We start from the raw sequence: 22,703 nt of genomic DNA on the forward strand, positions 1-22,703 counted from the left end.
AATATGGCACAAAGAAGAAAACGCTTGTCACTGCTGCTGACATCACTGTTAACGCTTTCATTCACACTTAGCGCTTGCAGTGGAAATACTGGCGGCAGCGCAGCGAACAGTTCACCCGCGGGAAGCGCTTCGGCAGGCAAAAGCACGGCGGCGGCCGGCTCCGGCAAGCCGGTCAAGTTGATCTGGTACACCATCGGCGCGCCGCAGAAAGACCTGGATAAAGTGCTCGTGGAAGTCAACAAGTATACGCAGGAGAAAATAAATGCCACGATCGAGATGAAGATGATCGACTTCGGCGACTACTCGCAAAAAATGCAGGTGATGGTCGCCTCGGGTACGCCGATGGACATTTTGTTCACCTGCTCCTGGGCGTTCGATTACGTGCAAAATGCCCGCAAAGGAGCATTCATGAAGCTGGATGACCTTCTTGAGAAATACGGCCAGGGCATCAAGAAAGCGATTGACCCGGCCTTCCTTGAAGGCTCCAAGGTCGACGGGCACAACTACGCCGTACCGGCGAACAAGGAGCTTCCGGCACAGGAAGTGTGGCGGTTCAACAAGCAGCTGTTAGACAAGTACAGCCTCGACATTTCCAAGGTCGATTCGATGGCCAGTCTGGAGCCGCTGCTGAAAACGATCAAAGAGAAGGAGCCGAATATTACGCCTTACGCCATGGTCAAAGATTTTATGCCGCTTATGCCTTTCGATTACGTGATCGAAAAGATGCCGATGGCGGTCTATATGGATACCAAAGACTATAAAGTCGTTAACATTTTGGAAACGCCGGAGCTGAAATCGGCGCTGCAAACCGTGCGCAAGTTTTACCAGGCGGGCTATATGTCCCCGGAAGTCGCTACCGTCACCTCGGTAGACGATCTGTACAAATCCGGCAAATGGTTCACGGACCGCGCCGCTACGCAGCCGATGGCCGACAACCTGTGGTCGGCGAGCTACGGCTATCCGGTCGTATCGACGCCGGCGGGCAAGCCTTACATTTTCAACTGGTCGGTTATGGGCTCCATGCAGGCGATCTCCGCCAATTCGGAGCATCCGGAGAAGGCGATGGAATTTCTCAACCTGCTCAACACGGACCCGGTGCTGCGCAATATGATCGACTCGGGCATCGAAGGCGTGCACTATGCCAAAATCGGCGACAATCAGATCAAAAACTTGCCGGATGCCAAAAACTACGATATGCCGACTTTTTCGCTGGGCAACGTCATGATTACTTATCTGAATGAAGGCGACCCCAAGAACAAATGGGATGAATTCAAAAAGTTCAACGCCTCCGGAGTCAACGCTCCGCTGCTCGGCTTCAACTTCGACGCCTCCAAGGTGACAAATGAAATCGCCGCCGTACAGAACGTCAAGGAGGAGTTCTGGTCCTCGCTGATGACCGGGTCCGTCGATCCGGATGAATATTTGCCGAAGGCGAACAAGAAGTTCAAGGATGCGGGACTCGATAAAATTATGGCGGAAGCGCAGTCGCAGGTCGACGCGTGGAGAGCGGCAAACAAGAAATAACGCGGTATAGCGGGCAATGAACCGTGTGGGCGAAGCGAGTGAAAAGCCTCCTGCCCGGTTCTTTTTCATAGAAGAGCGGAATTCCGCTCCCCAGGAGGGACAAAGCGTGGGAATGCTCGGCCTTTTTATCAGAAATGTGTACAAAAATAAAGTGTTGCTGCTCATGGTTTTGCCCGGCGCGCTGTGGTTCCTTATATTTTCCTACCTGCCGATGGTCGGTACGGTTATCGCTTTCAAGGAGTACCGGTTCAGCAGGGACGGCTTCTGGGCCAGCATCGTCAACAGCAAATGGGTCGGTTTGGACAATTTCAAGTTTCTGTTTAGCACAAACGATTCTTATGTCATTACCCGCAATACGCTGCTCTACAACCTGGCGTTCATTGTAGCCGGTCTGCTATTGTCGGTGCTGATGGCGGTCGTGCTCTCCGAAATCGTCAACAAGCGACTGGCCAAGTTGTATCAAACGGGGATGTTTCTTCCTTATTTTTTGTCCTGGGTGGTCGTCGGCTATTTTGCGTTCAGCTTTCTCAGTTCGGAGCGGGGGCTGCTGAACCAGATTTTTAAGCTCTTCGGCATGGCGCCGGTCACTTGGTATTCGGAATCCGGCTATTGGCCGCTCATCCTGATTCTGGTTTATTTGTGGAAAGCCGTAGGCTACAACAGCGTCGTGTATTTGGCGGCCATCATGGGGATCGACAAATCGCTTTACGAAGCGGCGATGATCGACGGAGCGGGCAAATTTCAGCAAATCCGCAGCATTACCCTGCCGCTGCTCGGTCCGATTATGACCATTATGACGCTGCTGGCGATCGGCAAAATTTTTTATGCGGACTTCGGGCTGTTCTACCAGGTGCCCAGAAACTCGGGGACGCTGTACAGTGTTACGAACGTTATCGATACGTATGTCTACCGCGGTCTTAAATCGACGGGCGAAATCGGCATGAGCACGGCGGCGGGGCTGTATCAGTCGGCGGTCGGCTTCGTGCTGGTCATAACGTCCAACTATATCGTGCGCAAATTTAACAAAGACAGCGCCTTGTTCTGATCCGGCTGCAACCGAAGGGAGTGAACGGGATGACCCCTGCTATGCTCAAAAAGCGCAATTTTCACCAGTTGTCTGCGCCCTGGAATTTCGTGTTTAACCTGATTGCCGTCTTGTTCGCGGTTATTTGCGTGTTTCCGTTTGTGTTTGTCGTGCTGCTTTCATTTACGGACGAAGCCGCGCTGGCGCGTGACGGTTACAAGCCGTTTCCGGCCAAGTGGAGTCTGGCGGCGTACAAATATGTGTTCCAATCGGGCGATATGCTGCTCCGGTCGTACGGAGTCACCATTTTCATTACGATTGTGGGCACCTTTGTCAGCCTGCTGCTGATTTCGCTATACGCTTACGCGATTTCGCGCAAAAGCTTCAGATACCGCCGGTTCTTTTCGTTTTTCGCATTTTTTACGATGCTCTTTAACGGGGGGCTTGTCCCGACATACATTGTCGTCACGCAGTTTCTTGGACTCAAGGACAACGTGTGGTCCCTGATTCTGCCGCTGGCGGTGAACGCTTTTTACATTATGATTTTGCGGACTTTTTATATGACCAGCGTCCCGGATGCCATTATCGAATCCGGCAAAATCGACGGGGCAGGGGAGTTCCGCATTTTCCTTGGCCTGGTGCTGCCGCTGTCCATTCCGGGTTTGGCGACAATCGCTTTGTTCAGCACGCTCGGGTATTGGAACGATTGGTTCAATGCGCTGCTTTATATCGATAACCCGAACCTGGTGCCGCTGCAATCGATGCTGATGCGGATCGAGACGAGCATGCAGTTCATTTTGCAAAATTCGCAGAACAGCTCGCTCAGTCTGGAGGCGCTGCGGTCGATGCCGCAGGATACTTCGCGGATGGCGATGGTCGTTCTGGCGACAGGGCCGATCATTTTTGCCTATCCGTTTTTCCAGCGCTATTTTATACAGGGTCTCACGGTAGGCGCCGTTAAAGAATAAGATTCATTCGCCGACGGGTGCGGGGGGAAGAGCATGGAACGAATTAATCGGTTTATACGCGAGCTGTCCGAGTGTCAATGGAAAGACAGCCGCGAGCTGAACGAATGGAAAATTACGGCTGCGGAATACCGGTTGCCGGGGCAATACAGCGGCATGCGGGAATTCGCGGGGAGCGAAAAGTTCGGTCAGTTCCCGAGCGTACAGGGGACAACGTATTTTTTTCGCGCCGTGGCGGCGATTCCGGCCGAATGGCCGAACGTCGGAATCGGGCTCATTTTCGAGTCCGGCGGGGAGGGGCTGCTGCGCGTAGGCGGGGAATCGTGGCAGGGGCTGGACCGCAACCACACGTTCGCGGCGCTTGATCCGGAGCGGACCGGGCGCAATCCCGAGCTCGAAATCGAGCTGTACGATCCGATTCCGGAGCCGGTCGATCCTCTGAATCGGCAGGCGGTTATCCAACCGCCGATCCGGTCGATCGTCAGCCGGCTTGTGCTCGCGAACCGGCCGGTGCAAAGCCTGATGTACACGGCGACGGTCATTCGCGATTCCGCCGCTCTGCTGCCGGCGCAGGATTTACGGCGCGTTCGGCTGATTGAAGCGCTGTATCGCGCGATGGACGGGTTCGTCGGGCTTGCAGCGGAAGAGATCAGACAAGGGGACGCGGTGTCCCGGCTTGAAGACCGTCTGAGAGAAAGCACGGCGTCCGTCGGCGGCAATACCGAAGGATTTATCCATATGATCGGCCAATCCCACATCGACATCGCCTGGTTGTGGCCCGCGCGGGAGACAGTCCGCAAAACAAGCCGGACATTCGCCACAGTAAACGCTCTGATGCACGAATATCCGCAGTACCGCTACGCGCAAAGCCAGCCGCAGCTGTTTGCCTATTTGAAGGAAAACGATCCGGCTCTCTATGGGAAAGTGAAGGAGCGGATCAGGGAGGGGCGCTGGGAGCTGGTCGGCGGCATGTGGGTCGAGCCGGACTTGAACATCCCGAGCGGGGAGTCGCTGATGCGGCAAATGCTGTACGGCCAAAGCTTTTACCGGGAGGAGTTCGGCACCGTCTCCCGGATTGAATGGCTGCCGGATACTTTCGGCTATTGCGCTTCCCTGCCGCAAATTTTGAAGCACGGCGGCATTCACTATTTCATGACGACCAAGCTGGGCTGGAATGACACGAATGCGTTCCCTTACGACCTGTTCCACTGGGTAGGCATCGACGGAACCCCGATCTTGTCCTACTTAAATCATGGCGTCAACGAAAATACGCTGCCCAAAGATGTGGACGACCATTGGCGGTCGTACCGTCAGAAAGCGAGCCATAATGAGCAGATGCTGCTGTACGGCCATGGGGACGGCGGCGGCGGGGTCACCCGCGAGATGCTGGAGTATATCGACCGGTCCCATCTGATGGTGGGCCAGCCGTCTGCGGCTTACAGCACCGCGGCTGCTTTCTTCGCCGGGATTGAACATTCGCGGCCGCAGCTTCCGCAGTGGCGGGGAGATCTTTATCTGGAGCTTCACCGCGGAACTTACACGACGCACGGGCGCAACAAGCTGAACAACCGCAAAGCTGAAATCCTGTACCGCGAAGCCGAGCTGTGGCAGGCGCTTTCAGCGCTGCTGGTAAGCCCGGAACAGCTGCAGGACAGCCGGCGCAAGCTGAGGGAAGGCTGGAAGCTGATTTTGCTGAACCAGTTCCACGATATTATTCCCGGCTCGGCGATTACGGAGGCTTATGCGACGTCGCAGAAGGAATACAACGAAATATTCCGGCTTGGAACGGAGGTCTTGAACCGGAGCCTGCAAGCGCTGGCCGGCGAGGCGGCGGCGGAAGCGGAAGGCGGAGGCGCTGAGGCCGTCATCGTCTTCAACAGCTTGGGCTGGGCCCGGGATGCCATTGTCGAAGTCGCGGAGGAGCACTGGCCCCGGCGAGGAACCGGGACCGACGTGGCTCCGGCTCCGGGGCTGGGGGCGTTCGACGAACGGGGGCGCCCGCTTGACGCGGACATCGTACCGGCGGAGCACGGGCAGGGCTGCACAGTCCGGGTGATGGTGCCGCAGGTGCCGGCCTTCGGTTACAAAACGTTTTGGATCGGCGGTAAGGAGCCCGCTCCGGCAGCGGCGAACAGCCCGTGCCGCAAGGGCGGAGCGGCGGATGAAGGCTGGGAGACGGAGTACTACCGAATCCGCTTTAATGCGCGGGGCGAAATCGTCAGCCTGTATGACAAGGAGGCGGGACGCGAAATCGTCAAGCCCGGCCACAGGGCCAACCGGTTTTATTTTTACCATGACCGTCCGACCTTGTGGGATGCCTGGGACATCGACAGCCGGTACGAAGAACAGCCTGCCGGGGAGGCGGAACTGCTCGGAAAAGAATTGCTTGTTGCAGGCTCTGTCATGGATGTGCTGCGTTTTCGCTGGCGAATCGGACAATCGGAAATTACGCAGGAGCTGAGGCTGTACCGCCACGACCGGCGGATCGATTTTCAGACGCATGTCGTTTGGAACGAGGCCCACAAGCTGCTGAAGGTCGGCTTTCCGGTTGACGTCGTTGCGGAGAAGGCGACCTACGAAATCCCGTTCGGCGCGCTGGAGAGGACGACCCATCGCAATACGAGCTGGGATCGGGCGCAGTATGAGGTGTGCGGCCACCGCTTCGCGGACGTATCGGAGCGGGGGTATGGCGTCAGCCTGCTGAATGACAGCAAATACGGCTATGACATTCGGGACGGCGTCATCCGCCTGTCGCTGCTGCGCGCGCCGAAATGGCCGGATATGACGGCCGATCTCGGAGAGCACCGCTTCACCTATTCACTCTATCCGCACCAGGGCGACTGGCGCGAAGCGCTGACGCTGCGCAAGGCGGCGGAATTGAACCACGCGCCTGCCGCCATACCGTGCCTCCTGCCGAAGGCGGGAAGCCTGCCTTCGGCAGGGTCGCTCATCTCGTTTAACGGCACTCATGTCGTGCTGGATACGGTGAAACCGGCGGAAGACGGACAAGGGACGGTTCTTCGTCTGTACGAATCTTCAGGGGGCCGGGAGACGGTGGAGCTGGGATGGAAGCCCGGCTGGTCCGAAGCGTATTTGTCGAATGCGCTGGAGGAAGATTTGGAGCCGCTGCAGCCGCTGTCCGGCGCGGGTGGACGGGTAAAGCTTTCTTTTGCCCCTTTTGAGATCAAAACCGTCAAATTCAAATAACAAAAACAAGAAAGGCGTGATTGAATTGGAGCGTTTCAGACTTCCCCGCATCCTGCTGCCGAAGCTGCCGCTGCCGCAGTCCATTGTGGAGGCAATGGCCGAGGTGGAGGAAAAGCTGGCCCACCGGCCGAAGCTGGCGGAGCTGTTCAGAAATTGTTTTCCAAATACGCTGGAAACGGCAACGAAACTGATGGATGACGGCACGACCTTCGTCATTACCGGCGACATTCCGGCCTGCTGGCTGCGCGATTCCGTCGAGCAGGTCATTCACTATGTTCCCTACGCGAAGGAGGACCCCGATCTCCAGCGTATTATCGGCGGGTTGATCAAGCGCCACGTCAAGTACATCGGGATCGATCCGTATGCCAACGCTTTTAATGAGTCAGCTAACGACTGGCACTGGGATGCGAGCGATCGTCCCGAAATGTCGCCCTGGGTGTGGGAGCGGAAGTTTGAGATCGATTCATTGTGCTTCGTCGTCCGTCTGGCGTACGCTTACTGGAAGGAGACGGGCTTGACCGATATTTTCGACGCCGGTTTCAAAACCGCGCTGCGAACGATCGTCGATCTGTTCAAGCGGGAACAGCGGCACGCCGAGTTGTCTCCGTACCGCTTCACGCGGGGCGACGGCATTTTGGAGTCTTCGCTTCAAAATGGCGGCCTCGGCATGCCGGTCAACTACACCGGCATGATCTGGTCCGGCTTCCGTCCCAGCGACGACGCCTGCGATTTCCACTACAACATTCCGGGGAACATGTTTGCTGTCGTAGCCTTGCGCCACATGCAGGAGTTTGCCGAATGGATATTCCGCGATGCGGATTTTCTGGCCGAACTGCGGGAGCTTGAGCGCGTTGTCGACCGCGGCATCAAGTTGTACGGCATTTACCGCCATCCCGCATTCGGTCCAATCTACGCCTATGAGACGGACGGTTTCGGCAATTACTGCCTGATGGACGATGCGGGCACACCGGGGCTGCTCTCCATCCCGTATCTGGGCTATGTCTCCGCGGATGACCCCGTGTACCGGAATACAAGGAGGTTCGCGCTGAGCAAGGAAAATCCGTATTACTTCGAAGGCAAGGCGGCAAAGGGCATCGGCAGTCCGCACACGCCGCAAAACTACATTTGGCATATGGCGTTGTCCATGCAGGGCATAACGGCCGAGACGAAGGAAGAAAAGCTGGAAGCGATCGCCATGCTGGAAGCTACCGACGGAGGAACCGGATTCATGCACGAAGGTTTCCATGCCGATGATCCGAACGTGTTCACCCGCAGCTGGTTCGCCTGGTCCAACAGCTTGTTCGCCCAACTGATCTGCCGCTCGCTGCAAGAGGGCATCCTGTGAGTATTGATGGTATTACCGAATCATGCTAATTTAAGTGTGTGAGAGGTGATCAATCATGAAAAAACACAATTGTCCTTCTTGTAATACCTACAGTAGAGAATGTATACTCGTCATCCGGAATGCGCTGAACCCTTCGGAAGAGATTCTAAAATGCAGTATCTGTTCCTGGAGCGGAAAGTGGTCGGACATGAAAGTGCGGGAGATCCCGGACGGCGAACCGATCCCGGGCGTCGAACCGGTTACTGACTATGGTGTGCTTCATTCAGATACAGCTAGAATTACATATACGGGAGGTTGTTGCCCTCATTGTGGGGGAAGCGATCCTTTATGCTGGTGCATGACGATCGATTTTCCATGAGCCGCATGCCCGATTCCGTGGTTCCCTCCGGTCGTGCAAGCGGGCGCCTATTCACCGGACGATGACAATGGGAATGGAAGTGAATGCGGGTTGCGGAATCGAGCGATTGTAACTCCTGAAACATTGGGTTAAGCATGACGAAACCCATAACAAATACCACTGGTACAACATGGTATAATGGGCATGAATCGCAACACTTTAAACAAGAAACGAGGGTTAACGTGATGAAGTTCATCGATTTGAGCGTGCCGATAAGTCCCCGCATCCGCGAGCCGATAGCGGCGAAGATCGAGTATTCGAGCCATAGTGACGGCGCGCTGCAAGCGGCAGCGGTGCTCGGCCTAAGGCCGGACGATTTTCCGGAAAGCAAGGCTTGGGCGACGGAAACTGTGACGCTAAACACGCATTCCGGCACGCATATCGACGCACCTTGGCACTACTGGCCGACTTCGGAAGGCAAACCGGCCAAAACGATTGACGAGCTGCCGCTAGAGTGGTTTTATTCCGACGGCGTGCTGCTCGATTTCAGCTCAAAGCCGCCCGGCTATGAGATAACGCCGGACGATCTCGCCGCGGAGTTGAACCGCATCGGCTACAAACTGAAGCCGTTTGATATCGTGCTCATCCGAAGCGATGCGGATAAGCGGCTGTATCACGAACATTATGCGTTTCTTCACGCCGGCGTATCGGCCGAAGCCACGTTATGGCTGCTGGACCAAGGCATCAAGGTAGTCGGCACCGACGGCTGGGGCTGGGATATCCCGCTCAACCTTCAGGCGGAATCATATAAACAGAAGCCGAGGGACGGCGTTCTTTGGGCAGCGCACTATATCGGCAAGGATAGGGAGTATTGCCAAATTGAGAAGTTGGCCAATTTGGAGCTCATTCCGAAGCCGTTCGGCTTCAAGGTCTGCTGCTTTCCGGTAAAAGTAGAAAAAGCGAGCGCCGGCTGGGTTCGTCCCGTGGCAATCGTAGAGGAATAAGACTAAATTTATTAATAGGGAGTACCTGCTTGACCGCCTACGGCTCATTCCTCGGCAAAAGCCAGCTCCAGATTGTAAGCTTGATTCAGCAGCGCTTCCAGCGTCTCGTAGAACAATTCGACCTTCGAGTTCGGGAGCGTTTCAGGCTAAATCGACTAGTTAAAATTTATACAAGCCTTCAAACTCCACCGTCTGTTAAAACGAAAAAAGCGAGCAGGGCTGACATCCAAGGCCGCTCCGTCCTTTTTGAACGAAAACCCTGGATGTCAGCCCTGCTTTAGGCTCACTGGTTATCTCATTGGCAGTGATTTACGAATTCCTGGAAAATACTCAATGAAGCGGCATCCCGCTCATAAAGAAATTCCGGGTGCCATTGTACGCCAAGCACAAACTTTTTGCCGGGCATAACGACCGATTCGACAAGGCCATCTTCGGATACCGCACACGTTCTTAATTGGGGGGACACGTCTTTGATAGCCTGATGGTGCAGGCTGTTCACTTCCAGCGATTTTCTCTTCACAATGGTAAACAATGGCGTGTCCTCGATGATTTCGACCGAATGACAGGGCTCATTATAGGGGTGCCCTTGCTTATGTGTTGTTTGCTTCGATGACGGATGCTGCGTTTGAATGTCCTGATACAGCGTCCCTCCCAGCAATACGTTCATGAACTGCAAGCCTCTGCAAATTCCGAGAACCGGTTTATCCAGCTTCAACACTTCATGAAACAAGGCGGTTTCGAGCGCATCCCTTGCTGCCTGCGTTTCTCCGCAGTACGTTTGGACTTCTTCGCCATAAAGGCTGGGGTGAACGTCCTGTCCGCCGGTGAAAAGAAAGCCGTCGAATTTCGCAGCCAGGGAGACGATTTCATCCTGCTGAATATGTAAAGGCAGCATGACCGGAATGCCGCCGGCGCGCACGATGCCATCCAAATACCCAGGAAGCATCCAGAGGCTGTCCTTTTGGTTATCGAACAACGGGGTCACTGCAATGAAAGGCTTGCTCATTCTCGCCACCTCAATCCTCAATATGAACTGTCGCCAACGCAACATAGTTATTTCTAATATTAAAACATCCGCGGATGGAAATTCAATCGCCGGCGGCGGGATGGAACGACAAATAACCTCTGACCGGGCAGAGGGTATTTGGGCTATAGTGCCTTTATAACGGGCTGTGCTTGCGGTCAAGGCCGCTAGTCCTTCTCTTCTTGTCGCTGCGAAAAAGAGCGCAAGCCTTCGCGGTAGGCTTCGTCGGTATTTGGCGCCGCGGATTCTGCCGCGGCCGCTTGATCGGCAAGTTCGCCGGGTGTATCGTCAGGCGGCGCGTGCCCGGATAGCTTGAGCAAGGCTTGCCGGTAATCGCTGTCCGAGTGCTCGCCTGCGGGTGCGGCTAGCGGCTTCGCAGGGGGGATTTTTTCATGCGGCGGCTCTATCCGTTCCTGTTTTTCAGCCGGGATATACTTTTCAGCGGTTTCCCGGGCTTTTGGAACGTCAGGTTGAACGTCAGGCTTATTTTTCGCGCTTTTCGTTGCATTCATATTTAAGATGATCAACACAATCAAGGCGGCGATCATGAGGATGAAAAAAACAATGTACATCGCTGTCCCCCCTGTCGTTCGATCATTGTGTGAATTTTCGGGCGATCGTCGCTACGCGGTTGCCGAGCGCTCTTCCCAGGGCCAAATCATTGTCAGAAGGCAAATTGGGCGGGTCTGCAAGGGACGTTTCCACCGGGCATGTGACTCCCACGCCATAATAAGAGCCGTACAGCGCGTTTTCTTTTATATTTCCAGGCAAGCCCACGATGATCATTCCTTGATGCAGCATGGTCGTAATCAAATTAATCATCGTAGATTCGATCCCCCCGTGCACGGTGGCTGTAGTGCAGAAGACCGCTCCGATTTTGCCGATTAATTTGCCCTGCGCCCACAAATAACCCAGCTTGTCGATCCACGTTTTCAATCCTGCGCTGATCGTTCCGAAATGGCCCGGGCATCCCCAAATAATGGCATCCATATGCTCCAAATCCTCAACGTTCGCGTCATTCACATGATAGATGAACACTTCGGCAGCTTCCACCTGGCGGGCTCCTTCGGAAATGGAGCGGGCCAAAGCTTCGGTATGGCCGTTTTCGCTGTCGTAGACAATATATATTTTCATCCGCGGATCTCCTTTAAAGTTCTTTGTTTTATTTGTTCCCAAATGGAGGAGAAATAACACGCTTCGGGCCAACCGAGCTTCGGCTGAACCTGTCGGAAAACCCGCCCGCGTCCGACGGAGCCGGGCATTAGTGGCAGCGCGCAGAAACCTGCGAAAGTCCCCGAAAGTGCTTGGAAGTGCCCGAAAGTGCAGGGTTTTTCCGTGAAAATGGCTCGTTCGGCGAAAAGCCTGCGACTGTGCATAAACGGGCCTAAGCGAGAGAAACCCCCGCGTCGCGAGGCGATAACAACCGCAATCGCCGCCCGGCTGCACGAAAAAAACCTGCAAAAATACATGAATTTGCGCCCGTAATCGCTGGCCGCGAACAATTCCTGCAAAAGTGCAGGCTTTTCACCGAACACATGGGCTCAGAGTCACTTTCAGCAAAAATTCCTGCACTTTTGCAGGTTTTTCGCAAAAACAAGCCAATTCCATAGGAAAAACCTGCACTTTCGCAGGTTTTCTCCCAGCCAAGCTGCCTTCTGCCCAATTACACGGGGTTCCACGACCGACACCGGGAGAGTGCCCCGCCCTACTGGTTCCCCTATCCCTAACAAAAATGTCGCGACTTTCTCGGGCGATTTGACAATAGCAGGAATATTTCGTCGCCGGCGTACCAACGAGCAAAGAGCTGCATTTTCGCTCACTTTATACGAAAATAGACGCAGTCATTCTATGGGGTGACGTCCGCGTCGTCATGGGGGTTTTCGCAGGTTTTGCGAGCTGCCAAGCCGCAGTAACAAACGGCACCGCCGGCTTTGGCGGTAAGCGTTCGCCGGTTTTTAACAGGATTCGCCGCGATTCGATTTTTTCATAGTTTCTTTGTCATATACGTATGTTAAAAACCCTACTTATCACCTATAATCAGTGTGTGAGAGTATGAATTCCAATTATCAGTCAACTGCGCACGAATGGGGACGGAGTACATATATGGACGAAATATGGATGAAAAGCGCCAATTTTCTGATTATCGACGATCAGGAGTTTAATATCAGTCTCTTGGAGCGGATACTGGGGCGTGCAGGCTTCACCAATTTGCACTGTACGACAGATCCCAAGCAAATGGAGATTTTATATAACAATATCAAACCGGATATTATTTTATTGGATTTGCATATGCCGGAAATGGACGGGTTCGAGGTGCTCAGGCGTCTAAAGGAAATCACCCATGAGGTCAATTATTTGCCCAAAGTGGTGCTTACCGCCGATGTGACCCAGGAGGCCCGGCAGGAAGCGCTGCATCTGGGTGCGAACGATTTTCTTACGAAGCCGCTCGACAAGGCGGAAGTCGTTCTACGCATTAATAATTTGCTGAAAACGCGGTACTACCACTTGCAAATGCATGCCCAGAACCAACTGCTCGAGCAGCGGGTTCAGGAGCGGACCCTGGAGCTGGACCAAGCTAAGGTGGAAATCCTCCAACTTCTGGGACGAACTTCCGAGTTTCGCGACGATCAGACCGGACAGCATACGCAGCGAGTCGGCAAAATGGCCAAGGACATTGCCGCGGTTCTCGGTTTGCCCGAATACGAGGTCTGGCTCATTGAGCGGGCTACTCCTCTGCACGATTTGGGGAAAATCGGGATTCCCGATGAAGTATTGTTGAAGCCGGGCAAATTCACTCCCGAAGAGTTCGAACAGATGAAAACCCATACGACGATCGGAGCGAGCATTCTGGAAGGAAGCCAATTTCCCGTCCTGCAGCTGGCCCGGACGATCGCCTTGTCGCATCATGAAAAGTGGGACGGCACAGGGTATCCGTACGGGCTGAGCGGAGAAAATATTCCGCTGGCCGGGCGCATTGTGGCGATTGCCGATTTTTACGATGCGCTCACCCATGAACGCCCTTATAAGCGGGCCTGGACGGAGGAGGAAGCTTTGGCGGAGATTCGGAAGCAGCGGGGGTTTCATTTTGACCCGCAAGTCGTGGACGCATTTTTGAGCGTTATCAGTAGATCCGGTTTATCTTGACGAAAGCGGAAGTGAAATAGATGGAGGAAATTGAAGTTCTTCGCAGGCAGTTGGAGCGGGAAAAGACGGCGCGCCAAGAAGCGGAACGGATTGCCGAGCAAAAAACGCGCGAAATCTGCAAAGTGAACCAGGAACTGCGGTCATTGAACGACCAGTTGGAGGAATTGGTCAAAGAGCGGACGGCGGAACTGTCCAAAGCCCGCGATGAAGCGATTGAGGCGAACTTGATCAAAAGCCAGTTTCTGGCCAATATGAGCCACGAGCTGCGCACTCCGCTCAATGCCATTATCGGGTACAGTGAAATGCTGAAAGAAGACGCCGAAGATTTGGGCGAGCAGGCTTTCGCGGATGATTTGAACAAAATCCATCAATCCGGCAAACATCTATTGGCGCTGATTAACGATATTTTGGATCTTTCCAAGATTGAAGCGGGCAAAACGGATCTCTATGTGGAGGTATGCGACATTCCGACGCTGATCCGCGAAGTGGTGACTACGATCAATCCGCTGGTGGAGGCTAGGGGCAACCGGCTGGAAGTCGATTTTCCCCAGGGAGAGATGAGGACGGACGTTACGAAACTGAGGCAGATTTTGTTTAATCTGCTGAGCAACGCCGCCAAATTTACGAAAAATGGCACAATCCGGCTGGCTGTCCGCCATGAAATCGGGAACGGCCGTCCGGGATATGCGTTCAGCATCGAGGATACGGGGATCGGCATGACTCCGGACCAGATGAAAGGCTTGTTCCAAGCCTTTAAGCAGGCCGATTCGTCGACGACCCGGAAATACGGAGGCACCGGGCTGGGGCTGGCGATCAGCCAGAAGCTGAGCCAAATGATGGGCGGCCGCATTGCCGTCGAAAGCGAGTTCGGCCAAGGCACCGCCTTCACCGCCTGGCTGCCCGCATTGGAGCGGCAAGAGGACGGCATGGGCGAGCCGTTGTCCGACTTGAGCCCTCTGCCGCGGGAGGACGGCAAAACCGTATTGGTCATTGATGACGACCCGGCTATGCTCCAACTGATGGGGCGCGTGCTCGGCAAAGAGGGCTACAGGGCGGCCCTCGCCCATAACGGGCGGGAAGGATTGCGCCTGGCCAAGGAACTGCGTCCTGCGCTCATCTCTCTGGATGTGGTGATGCCGGGAATGGATGGCTGGTCCGTATTGACCATGCTCAAAAACGATCCCGAATTGTCCGGCATCCCTGTCATCGTGATGTCCATGACCGATGACAAGAATCTCGGCTACGCGCTCGGCGCATCGGAATTTTTGATTAAGCCGGTCAATAGGGACAAGTTCATTTCCGTACTGGACAAGCATATCCCGGAGCGCCGGGCGGCAAGCGGCTAAACCAAGCGAAAAGGAAGCGGACGATGCATAAAATTTTGTTAGTCGAAGATAATGAGTTGAACCGGGACATGTTGTCCCGCCGGTTATCGCGCAAAGGCTATGACGTTGTTATAGCGGTGGACGGGCAGCAGGGCATTGACGCGGCGAGGACGGAGTCTCCGGATCTTATTCTTATGGATTTGAGCCTGCCCGTAGTGGACGGCTGGAATGCGATCCGGCTGTTGAAGGAGTCCCCGGAAACGAAAGGCATCCCGATCATTGCGCTAACCGCTCATGCGATGGCCAGCGATCGGGAACGGGCTTTCGAGGCGGGCTGCGACGACTTCGATACGAAGCCTGTGGAATGGAGCCGGCTGCTGGAGAAGATGCAGGTGTTTTTAAAGAACGATGGCCGGGGCGGGGGTCAGTAGGCGGGTTGTCCGGCGTTCTCTCAGTGAACTTTCAGTTTGCACTCATAAAATACTCAGGCAGCGATGATAGTATAGGGAAAAAGCAAATTGAAGAGAGAGGGAACCCAAATGACACGCAGCAAAACTGCAGCTATTCCGGCTGTTATTGTGATCATTGCAAGCTTGATTTTGATCGCCTATTCGTTTTATGCCATGTCCCACAGTTCTCACCCGGCCCCGCCTGACGGAGGAGGAGGAGGAATGCCCCCGAGAGGCGGACGGAAAGAAGAACTGGAACCTTTTAAACTGATGGGCACTATCGCCGTTATTTGCGGGGCTGTCAGTTTTTCGTGGCTGCGTTTTAAAAAGAAGCTGACTTCTTCCTCTATTCCCGTCAAAAAGCTGGGGAAACTCCTGTACAACGTACATAAGTTTGTGGGATGGACCGCCCTGGTGCTTGTCGTCGTGCATGGCGTCTATTATTTAATTACCAAGCTGCAGGATGACAAAATTTATACCGGCCTGGCTTCGTTCCTCATACTTCTGGCGCTGGCAGGGTACGGATGGATGATCAGAAAAGCCCGCAACCCGCTGATGCGCAAGGTGCATTTGCTCCTGAGCATCGTCTGGATTCCGGCACTGCTCCTGCATGCAGGAGGCACGATGATAACGACGGTTGCTGTCACGATCGCCGCGTGGATTTTGGTCTGGCTGCTGGAGAGGTTTACCCGAGCCGGAGCGGCAAATCCGAAGGGAATATAAGCGAAAACCCCGGCTGCTTGCAAAAGCAGCTTTTTGGGTGTTGACAATTAGCTGAAAATAAAGTATCTTAAATTTAAGATATTTTATATGAAGATAAATGAATGGCAAGGAAGTGACGATCCGAATGCTGAATGCGAAAGAGGATTCGCTAAATCTCTATATTGCGCTCGCCAGAGCGAGCCAATGGGTCAACGCACACGCGGACCGGGATATTCGGAAGAACGGCCTCACCCGCACCGAATTCGGGGTGCTTGAGATGCTGTACCACAAGGGGGCGCAGCCTCTGCAGCAAATCGGGAGCAAAGTGCTCATGAGCAGCGGCAACATTACTTATGTCGTCGATAAGCTCGAGAAGAGGCAGTTCGTGAAACGCAAGGCTTCGACCGATGACCGGCGGCTGATTTATGCCGAAATTACCGATGAAGGCTGCGCTTTTATCGAAGAAGTATTTCCGAAGCATGCCGACGTCATTGACAAGGCTGTTGACGGACTTACTCAGGAAGAGAAGAAGGTCGCCGGACAACTGCTCAAGAAGCTGGGGAAGTACGCGGAGACAACGTATAAGTAGCTGGTTTTCATCTTTTGAATGCGGCTGCTTCCTTTTTCACCCCCATATCTTAATATTAAGATTCTTAAACATTTAGGAGGATATTTCAAATGAACTCAATTCAGCAAACTACAGGTATCCATCACATTACCGCTTTTGTCAAAGACGCGCAGGGAACCGTCGATTTTTATTCCGGGGTGTTGGGACTCCGGCTGGTCAAAAAAACGATCAACTTCGATGCGCCGGAAGTTTATCATCTGTATTTCGGCAACGAGTCCGGCAGTCCGGGCACGGCGATTACGTTTTTCCCGTGGGCGACGTCCCGCAAGGGGCGCATCGGAGCCGGCCAGGTCGGGATCACCTCGTACGCGGTGCCGGCGGGTTCGCTCCTTTTTTGGGAGGAGCGCCTGGCGAAATTCAACATCAGCGTTGACAAAACGGTGAGATTCGGCGAGACTTCCCTGCAGTTCAGCGACAGCGAGGGCTTGCAGCTTGAAATTGTTGAGCGCGAGGAAGGGCCGCAGAGTGGGTGGGCGTTCGGAGGCATCCCCGTGGACAAAGCGATCAAAGGTTTCGGAGGAGCAGTCCTTTACAGTACGGAACCGGAAAAAACGGCGAATCTGCTCGTCCATGTTATGGGTCTTGTAAAAGTGGGGCAAGAAGGCGCCTACGCCCGTTTTAAAGCCGCCGGGGATTTGGGCAACGTCATCGACGTGAACGTCACCGCAATGGCGCTTGGCGCGGGCGGGTCCGGCACGGTCCATCACATCGCATGGCGGGCGAAAGACGATGCGGATCAACTGCTGTGGAGAAGCCATGTGGAACAAAGCGGATTTCATCCGACACCGGTCATCGACCGGCAGTATTTCAACGCGATCTATTTCCGCGAGGAAGGCGGGGTGCTTTTCGAAATCGCCACTGACCCGCCGGGATTCGCGCGCGACGAGCAGCCTGAGGCGCTGGGCGAAAAGCTGATGCTGCCCGAATGGTTCGAAGCGAACCGCGCTCAAATCGAGAAAAACTTGCCGCCCATTCAGGTGCGGGTGCTGAAGGAGGACCAATCATGAGGCATATTTTTCAAAAAGGGGCGGATCCGGCCGCCCCGGTGCTAGTGCTGCTGCATGGAACCGGGGGCACGGAGCGCGATTTGCTGCCGCTTGCCGCACAGATTGCGCCGGCTTCTCCGGTGCTGAGTGTTCGGGGCAATGTTCTGGAAAATGGCATGCCGCGTTTCTTTAAGCGGCTTGCCGAGGGGGTTTTTGACGAGGAGGATCTGCTGCTCCGGACGAAGGAACTGCACGATTTTCTCGACCAGGCTGCCGAGGAGTACGGGTTTTCCCGCGACAACCTCGTAGCGGTCGGTTATTCCAACGGCGCGAATATTGCCGGGAGCCTTTTGTTCCACTGCGAGCGTTCGTTCAGGGGCGCGATATTGCATCATCCGATGGTGCCGCGGCGCGGCGTCCGGCTGCCGGATTTGACGGGAATCCCCTGCTTCATCGGAGCGGGGCTGAACGACCCGATCTGCTCCCCTCAGGAAACCGAGGAGCTGAAAAACATATTGGAGAAAGCCGGAGCAGCCGTAGACGTGAAGTGGGAGCAGCAGGGGCACCGGCTGACACATGCCGAGGTCGAAGCGGCGGCAGCCTGGTACCGGCTTCATTTCGCCGGATGAATAGTATTGCAAGACCGGATGGGCCTGGAGCCCGTCCGTTTTTTTTGGCTTGAATAACGCAGGGAAAGCGCGGTGAAATGTCGAAATACATCGAAAATTAAAAAAGGATGAGGTCGGGTTATGTTTCGCTCTGTGAGATGGATTCGGGAACGATTGATTTGGCGTATTGTTTTGGCGGTGATAACCGTCATCTGTGCAGTTTCGGCCGGTTACATGATTATGGAGGTAAGCAATGCGGAAAAAGCCGCGACGGAAGCTATCTCCAGCTACGGGATACGGATGTCGGACAGCTACGCCCGGCAGATCGATACGGACAGGCTTGGACAATTTTTGAAGAACCCGCAGGAAAACGAGCTGTATTGGTCGATCCGTCAGGAATTAGACCGGTACCGCACGCAAATCGGAGCGTTGTATGTATATTTGGCGCGCATCGACGAAAAGGGTCAGCCGCTGATCCTGATCGACGGCCAACCGAAGGATTCCGACAGCGCTTCACCGATCAATGAGGTGACGGATATACCGGAGAATGCGGTGAAAGCGCTGCAGCAAGGGACAACCGCCAGCTCGCCGCTGATCGATAACCCGAAATACGGCAAATACATTTCGACCTATGCGCCGGTCAAACGCGCCGACGGAACTGTCATTGCGGTGCTGGGCATCGATACGGATGCGAAAGTCACGGAAAGCATCGCCGGCAGCGTTATCAAAAGCAATCTGTTTCTCTATGCGCTTATGCTAATGTTGACTCTGCTTGGACTTGGCTGGATCGTTTTTTTCGTATCGCGCGCATTGCGCCCCTTGCGCCAAATCGTTGCGGGGGCGGAGCGCATGGCCGTAGGTGAGCTGGCCGAAGCAAACAGGTTGCTGTCGGAGCATTCCGTCCGGTCTGTCGATGAGATTGGAGCCGTGTATCAGGCTGTTTTCAAAATGTCGAACAATATGAATGAAATACTGGGCGGTATTGTTTCCAAAGTTGCGCATACCTCTGACCGGTTCGCGGAGTCGACCGAGCGGTTTGCCCGGGAAGCTCGTCACATGCTTGGTTTGAACACCCATGTCAATGAGCTGGTGCAGGCCGTTGCGGAAGGCGCCGGCGCGCAGCAAGCAAGCACGGATGAACAAGCGCGATCCATAGAAGAAATGACGGCCGCCATTCAGCGAATATCGGAGGCGTCGCTCACGGCATCCGATGCTTCGGCACAGGCTTTGCAGGACGCGGAAGCCGGCAAGTCGATCGTTCAAGGCATCCATCGGCAAATGCGAACCATCGCTTCCGCAACGGAAGAAGCGATCGACCGTGTGTCCGTATTGAAAGGGCATTCCCAGGAAATCGGCATCGCGCTTTCGTCCATCGCGGACATTGCGGAACAGACCAAGCTGCTGGCGCTGAACGCCTCGATTGAAGCGGCCAGAGCGGGAGAGCACGGGGCCGGGTTTGCGGTCGTCGCCGGCGAAGTGCGCAAGCTGGCGGATAATGCCGCCGGATCGGCTCAGGCGATCGGCAGCTTGCTGCAAAACATATATCTGGAATCGCAGCGGATTGGGATATCGATGGATCAGGGGATGAAAGAAATCCAGTCAGGGACGGCACAGTCCGGCGAAGCCGATGCTTTTTTTGCCGGCATTCTGGAAGGATTCCGCCATATCGCCGGGCAAATCTACGATATCTCGGCATCGACAGAGCAAATATCGGCAGGAGGCGAGGAAGTGACGGCCGGCATGACAGGCATCGCGGATATTGCAAGGTCTTCCTCGGACCGTTCGGAGCAAATCAGCGAACTTGCGAACGAGCAGTTGAAGACGGCGCGGGACATTGCCGATTTTGCCGCCGAGCTAAGCGGGTTGACGCGCGAAATGCGGGAGTCGATTCGGCAAATCAAAGTGTAGCCTATTCTTTGGCCCGCCCCGGTAAAAAGCCGTTGCGGCATATGCCCGCCCCGAATATGTTGGGAATTATCCGGTAAGAACGGAGGGCCCGGGATGTCTGTGCCAAACAAGTCCGCTTGCTGCAAAAAGCCGCCCTGCTGCTGCTGCCGATGCAAAATAAAAACGGCAAAACGCCGTCACTGCTGCAAGAAACGGATTCCTTGCTGTTCCAAATGCGGCAAACTGAAGTTGTCCGGGCGGCGCAAACGATGCTGTACCCGGAACGTTAAGATTCAAGTGCAGTCGAAGAAGTTTATCGATCAGAAACGTCTTCATGTCAAGACGGGGAATGAGTGGAAGCCCTCGCTATCGGTCAATTCTTCCCTGCTGGGCATTTATTCGTACGCGGTTGTGAACCGCGGGCATCATCCGAGCGAAGTAAAGGTCGAGATCAGTCCGAACGGATCGGACTTTATGCTGGATTCGCAGATGACCGTTGCGCCCGGCTCCACGCTGGCCGTCGTGCCGATCCGGTATCTGAAATATACGCGCTTCAGCGTCAAATCGAAGGAACCGGACCAGCCGACGACGCTGGATATATATTTTCAGGCGCAGACGGCCGGTTAGTTAACCGGTCCTCTGGCGCCGGGCTGTCCTGCCGCAGATGCTGGAATCACAGGTCGGCCCCAAAAAGGAATGGCGCCCATTCGTCCGAGCCGGCGTACAAGCCGTATAAGCCGATGCGGGGTTCGAGGCGCTGCGGCAGGTCCCGCTTCAACTGTTCGAAGAGACGTTTGCATGCTTCCTTGTTGCCGAGCGAATAGGCCAACTGAGCGGCAAACAAGCGCTGGCCGTGCCGGTCTTCGCCGATGCGGGAGGCCCATTTGTGCCAGACGGCGGCGCGCACCGGCGCCGGGGAGCGGTACACGGCCGGACGCCAGGCTCGTGGAACGTCGTCGGCCCGGGCATGCTGCCAGACGAGCAGAAAGCCGGACCAGGCCCCCATCGTCAGCATCGCATAGGCGGCCTGCTCCGCCAGCGGTTCGAGGGCCTCCGGCACAGGCTCCCCGCGAAGCAGCAGATCGGCGAACGCGGCAAACCCGGGCTCGGTGTCGGGGAAGCCGTACAGCAGGTTCAGCTGAACCTGCGATTCCGCTCCGATATTGTGCAGCGCCCATAAATAGAGAATGACATGCCTTTCCGGCTTGTCGCGGATAAGCTGCTGGAGGATGCCGTCCGCGGCCTCCGTCTCGCCCGTCTGTGCCATCATGACGGCACGAAGAAACGAGAGCTCCCTGGAGCCGGCGGCTTCCTCCGCCCGCTCCGCCGATTCAAGCAAGGGCAGCAGATCGCCCCCAAGCCCCCACTTCACCGCATAGCGCCCCAGAGCGGCAAGGACGTCGGCAGTCTTGACGCCGTGCAGCGCCGCTTCAAGTTTGGACAACACCTCCGCGATCGGGTGGACGAGCAGGGCAAGATCCAGCCACCGGGGCAGCGCCTGCTCCCGGTACAAGCCGCTGTGCAGGCAGCGTTCCAAGCAGGCTGCCGCTTCCCGCCAATTGCCCAGTTGGGCGTGAACGAGCCCCTGCCAGTAATGCAGCCGGCCGCGCTGCCGGTCATCGGAAAAGGAAGCCGCTGCGGCGAAACGGGCCAAGCGGTGGCGGGCCTCTTCGGGGCGTCCGCTTTCCAGCAGCAGGACGCCGTGCAGCTCCTGCAGATCCGCCTGCAGCGGATCGCGGACGATTCCCATCTCCGCTGCCCGGAGCGCCGCTTCAGTCTGGCCCGACCGCCAATTCGCGTAGGCCAGCTTATATGCAAGGTCCGCGGCGTATCCGGCGGACGGGGGAACGAGCGGCAGAAGCGGGGCCAGCTCGCTGGCCGCTTCGGGGTACTGCTCTTGCAAGAACGATTCCACACCGGTCGCATACCGGTAGTAATATGGATCGTTCTCTTCGCGAACGGCCCGCTCCAGCAGCTTGCGGTTGCGGGCGGCTTTGTCTTTGGCTTGCGCTACCCGGCGCAAGTAGCCGTAGTGCGAGACGACCAGCTCCGAGCGGACGATGGCCAGCTCCGGATAGCGGGAGGACAGCGCCATGCCGATATCCTCATGCACGCGGCCCCTGTAGGCGAGGCCGGGAAGGTTGCGGAACAGCCGGCATACGGAGTCCGTCTCGTAATCGTCAGGGAGGTCGGAACGGTGATGCCGTATCGTCACCAGATAGCCGCCGACGGCTTCATCGGCGATGCAGCGCCTGAACAGTTCGGGATCGGCGGGATGCAGGCGCTCGTCGGCATCGAGCACCAGAATCCAGCTGCCGGATGCCCGCTTCATCGCATAGTTGCGCGCTTCGGCGAAGTGGTCGTTCCACTTCATCCGGTACAGTTTGGCGCCGTGCAGCTCCGCGATGGCGGCGGTCCGGTCCTGCGACCCGGTATCGACGACGATCATTTCGTCGACATACGGTTGGGCCGCATCCAGACACGCTCCGATGTGCTCCTCTTCGTTGCGGACAATCATGCACAATGACACCACGGTCGGCATCG

20 protein-coding genes are annotated in these 22,703 nt (G+C 55.7%); 16 read left to right on the forward strand and 4 right to left on the reverse strand.

What is annotated here, in order from left to right:
* The first annotated feature begins 3 nt into the window (after positions 1-3).
* The 6 genes from AC6RNO_RS04380 to AC6RNO_RS04405 all read left to right on the forward strand — a co-directional run bounded on the left by AC6RNO_RS04380 (position 4) and on the right by AC6RNO_RS04405 (position 9,406).
* Positions 4-1,524 (forward strand): extracellular solute-binding protein, encoded by a 1,521-nt coding sequence (locus tag AC6RNO_RS04380; protein ID WP_497104738.1) that lies wholly within the window; start codon positions 4-6, stop codon positions 1,522-1,524.
* Between the two features lie 112 nt (positions 1,525-1,636).
* Positions 1,637-2,569 carry an ABC transporter permease subunit gene (locus AC6RNO_RS04385; protein WP_497104838.1) on the forward strand — a complete coding sequence of 311 codons (933 nt, stop codon included), beginning with the start codon at positions 1,637-1,639 and terminating at the stop codon, positions 2,567-2,569.
* A gap of 29 nt (positions 2,570-2,598) precedes the next feature.
* Positions 2,599-3,516, forward strand: a complete 918-nt coding sequence (locus AC6RNO_RS04390) for an ABC transporter permease subunit (protein WP_497104739.1) — start codon at positions 2,599-2,601, stop codon at positions 3,514-3,516.
* 33 nt (positions 3,517-3,549) lie between these two features.
* Positions 3,550-6,720, forward strand: a complete 3,171-nt coding sequence (locus tag AC6RNO_RS04395; protein WP_497104740.1) for a glycoside hydrolase family 38 N-terminal domain-containing protein — start codon at positions 3,550-3,552, stop codon at positions 6,718-6,720.
* A gap of 25 nt (positions 6,721-6,745) precedes the next feature.
* Positions 6,746-8,065, forward strand: coding sequence for a glycoside hydrolase family 125 protein (locus tag AC6RNO_RS04400; RefSeq protein ID WP_474682437.1), 1,320 nt, complete (start codon positions 6,746-6,748; stop codon positions 8,063-8,065).
* Between the two features lie 582 nt (positions 8,066-8,647).
* Entirely contained in the window at positions 8,648-9,406 is a 759-nt protein-coding gene (locus AC6RNO_RS04405; RefSeq protein WP_497104839.1) for a cyclase family protein, read from the forward strand.
* Positions 9,407-9,701: 295 nt separating this feature from the next.
* Here the strand turns inward: AC6RNO_RS04405 and AC6RNO_RS04410 are convergent, their stop codons facing one another.
* The 3 genes from AC6RNO_RS04410 to AC6RNO_RS04420 form a co-directional block, all read right to left on the reverse strand.
* Positions 9,702-10,412 carry a gamma-glutamyl-gamma-aminobutyrate hydrolase family protein gene (locus AC6RNO_RS04410; RefSeq protein WP_497104741.1) on the reverse strand — a complete coding sequence of 237 codons (711 nt, stop codon included), beginning with the start codon at positions 10,410-10,412 and terminating at the stop codon, positions 9,702-9,704.
* A gap of 185 nt (positions 10,413-10,597) precedes the next feature.
* On the reverse strand, positions 10,598-11,002 hold the full coding sequence (locus tag AC6RNO_RS04415; protein WP_497104742.1) for a hypothetical protein: 405 nt from the start codon (positions 11,000-11,002) through the stop codon (positions 10,598-10,600).
* 22 nt (positions 11,003-11,024) lie between these two features.
* Positions 11,025-11,564 carry an NAD(P)H-dependent oxidoreductase gene (locus tag AC6RNO_RS04420; RefSeq protein ID WP_474682440.1) on the reverse strand — a complete coding sequence of 180 codons (540 nt, stop codon included), beginning with the start codon at positions 11,562-11,564 and terminating at the stop codon, positions 11,025-11,027.
* A 969-nt stretch (positions 11,565-12,533) separates the two neighbouring features.
* Here AC6RNO_RS04420 and AC6RNO_RS04425 point away from each other — a divergent pair.
* The 10 genes from AC6RNO_RS04425 to AC6RNO_RS04470 all read left to right on the forward strand — a co-directional run bounded on the left by AC6RNO_RS04425 (position 12,534) and on the right by AC6RNO_RS04470 (position 20,786).
* The gene (locus tag AC6RNO_RS04425; RefSeq protein ID WP_474682441.1) at positions 12,534-13,574 is read left to right on the forward strand and encodes an HD-GYP domain-containing protein; all 1,041 of its coding nucleotides are present in this window, start codon (positions 12,534-12,536) and stop codon (positions 13,572-13,574) included.
* Between the two features lie 20 nt (positions 13,575-13,594).
* Positions 13,595-14,920, forward strand: coding sequence for an ATP-binding protein (locus AC6RNO_RS04430; RefSeq protein ID WP_497104743.1), 1,326 nt, complete (start codon positions 13,595-13,597; stop codon positions 14,918-14,920).
* Between the two features lie 23 nt (positions 14,921-14,943).
* Complete coding sequence (locus AC6RNO_RS04435; protein ID WP_474682443.1) at positions 14,944-15,330, forward strand: response regulator; 387 nt, start codon at positions 14,944-14,946, stop codon at positions 15,328-15,330.
* 108 nt (positions 15,331-15,438) lie between these two features.
* A complete protein-coding gene (locus tag AC6RNO_RS04440; protein WP_474682444.1) occupies positions 15,439-16,071 on the forward strand; it encodes a hypothetical protein in 633 nt (210 codons plus the stop codon).
* A 124-nt stretch (positions 16,072-16,195) separates the two neighbouring features.
* Complete coding sequence (locus AC6RNO_RS04445; RefSeq protein WP_497104744.1) at positions 16,196-16,639, forward strand: MarR family transcriptional regulator; 444 nt, start codon at positions 16,196-16,198, stop codon at positions 16,637-16,639.
* A gap of 89 nt (positions 16,640-16,728) precedes the next feature.
* Positions 16,729-17,685: a VOC family protein gene (locus tag AC6RNO_RS04450; RefSeq protein WP_497104745.1), complete on the forward strand. Its 957-nt coding sequence runs from the start codon at positions 16,729-16,731 to the stop codon at positions 17,683-17,685.
* Positions 17,682-18,293, forward strand: a complete 612-nt coding sequence (locus AC6RNO_RS04455; RefSeq protein ID WP_474682447.1) for an alpha/beta hydrolase — start codon at positions 17,682-17,684, stop codon at positions 18,291-18,293. Before AC6RNO_RS04450 ends, AC6RNO_RS04455 begins: the two co-directional genes overlap by 4 nt.
* A gap of 120 nt (positions 18,294-18,413) precedes the next feature.
* The gene (locus AC6RNO_RS04460; RefSeq protein ID WP_497104746.1) at positions 18,414-20,180 is read left to right on the forward strand and encodes a methyl-accepting chemotaxis protein; all 1,767 of its coding nucleotides are present in this window, start codon (positions 18,414-18,416) and stop codon (positions 20,178-20,180) included.
* A 116-nt stretch (positions 20,181-20,296) separates the two neighbouring features.
* Positions 20,297-20,449, forward strand: a complete 153-nt coding sequence (locus AC6RNO_RS04465) for a hypothetical protein (RefSeq protein ID WP_474682449.1) — start codon at positions 20,297-20,299, stop codon at positions 20,447-20,449.
* Between the two features lie 7 nt (positions 20,450-20,456).
* Positions 20,457-20,786, forward strand: a complete 330-nt coding sequence (locus tag AC6RNO_RS04470) for a DUF6385 domain-containing protein (RefSeq protein WP_474682450.1) — start codon at positions 20,457-20,459, stop codon at positions 20,784-20,786.
* A gap of 46 nt (positions 20,787-20,832) precedes the next feature.
* Here AC6RNO_RS04470 and AC6RNO_RS04475 read toward each other — a convergent pair whose 3' ends face one another.
* Positions 20,833-22,701 carry a glycosyltransferase gene (locus tag AC6RNO_RS04475; RefSeq protein WP_497104747.1) on the reverse strand — a complete coding sequence of 623 codons (1,869 nt, stop codon included), beginning with the start codon at positions 22,699-22,701 and terminating at the stop codon, positions 20,833-20,835.
* Between the last annotated feature and the right edge of the window lie 2 nt (positions 22,702-22,703).

This window comes from Paenibacillus sp. sgz302190 (genome assembly GCF_059820445.1).

Coding starts and splice junctions, on each gene's coding strand:
- AC6RNO_RS04450 (WP_497104745.1), top strand. CDS start 16,729: ATGAACTCAATTCAGCAAACTACAGGTATCCATCACATTACCGCTTTT.
- AC6RNO_RS04430 (WP_497104743.1), top strand. CDS start 13,595: ATGGAGGAAATTGAAGTTCTTCGCAGGCAGTTGGAGCGGGAAAAGACG.
- AC6RNO_RS04415 (WP_497104742.1), bottom strand. CDS start 11,002: ATGTACATTGTTTTTTTCATCCTCATGATCGCCGCCTTGATTGTGTTG.
- AC6RNO_RS04440 (WP_474682444.1), top strand. CDS start 15,439: ATGACACGCAGCAAAACTGCAGCTATTCCGGCTGTTATTGTGATCATT.
- AC6RNO_RS04380 (WP_497104738.1), top strand. CDS start 4: ATGGCACAAAGAAGAAAACGCTTGTCACTGCTGCTGACATCACTGTTA.
- AC6RNO_RS04425 (WP_474682441.1), top strand. CDS start 12,534: ATGGACGAAATATGGATGAAAAGCGCCAATTTTCTGATTATCGACGAT.
- AC6RNO_RS04475 (WP_497104747.1), bottom strand. CDS start 22,701: ATGCCGACCGTGGTGTCATTGTGCATGATTGTCCGCAACGAAGAGGAG.
- AC6RNO_RS04455 (WP_474682447.1), top strand. CDS start 17,682: ATGAGGCATATTTTTCAAAAAGGGGCGGATCCGGCCGCCCCGGTGCTA.
- AC6RNO_RS04390 (WP_497104739.1), top strand. CDS start 2,599: ATGACCCCTGCTATGCTCAAAAAGCGCAATTTTCACCAGTTGTCTGCG.
- AC6RNO_RS04460 (WP_497104746.1), top strand. CDS start 18,414: ATGTTTCGCTCTGTGAGATGGATTCGGGAACGATTGATTTGGCGTATT.
- AC6RNO_RS04420 (WP_474682440.1), bottom strand. CDS start 11,564: ATGAAAATATATATTGTCTACGACAGCGAAAACGGCCATACCGAAGCT.
- AC6RNO_RS04385 (WP_497104838.1), top strand. CDS start 1,637: ATGCTCGGCCTTTTTATCAGAAATGTGTACAAAAATAAAGTGTTGCTG.
- AC6RNO_RS04435 (WP_474682443.1), top strand. CDS start 14,944: ATGCATAAAATTTTGTTAGTCGAAGATAATGAGTTGAACCGGGACATG.
- AC6RNO_RS04395 (WP_497104740.1), top strand. CDS start 3,550: ATGGAACGAATTAATCGGTTTATACGCGAGCTGTCCGAGTGTCAATGG.
- AC6RNO_RS04445 (WP_497104744.1), top strand. CDS start 16,196: ATGCTGAATGCGAAAGAGGATTCGCTAAATCTCTATATTGCGCTCGCC.
- AC6RNO_RS04410 (WP_497104741.1), bottom strand. CDS start 10,412: ATGAGCAAGCCTTTCATTGCAGTGACCCCGTTGTTCGATAACCAAAAG.
- AC6RNO_RS04405 (WP_497104839.1), top strand. CDS start 8,648: ATGAAGTTCATCGATTTGAGCGTGCCGATAAGTCCCCGCATCCGCGAG.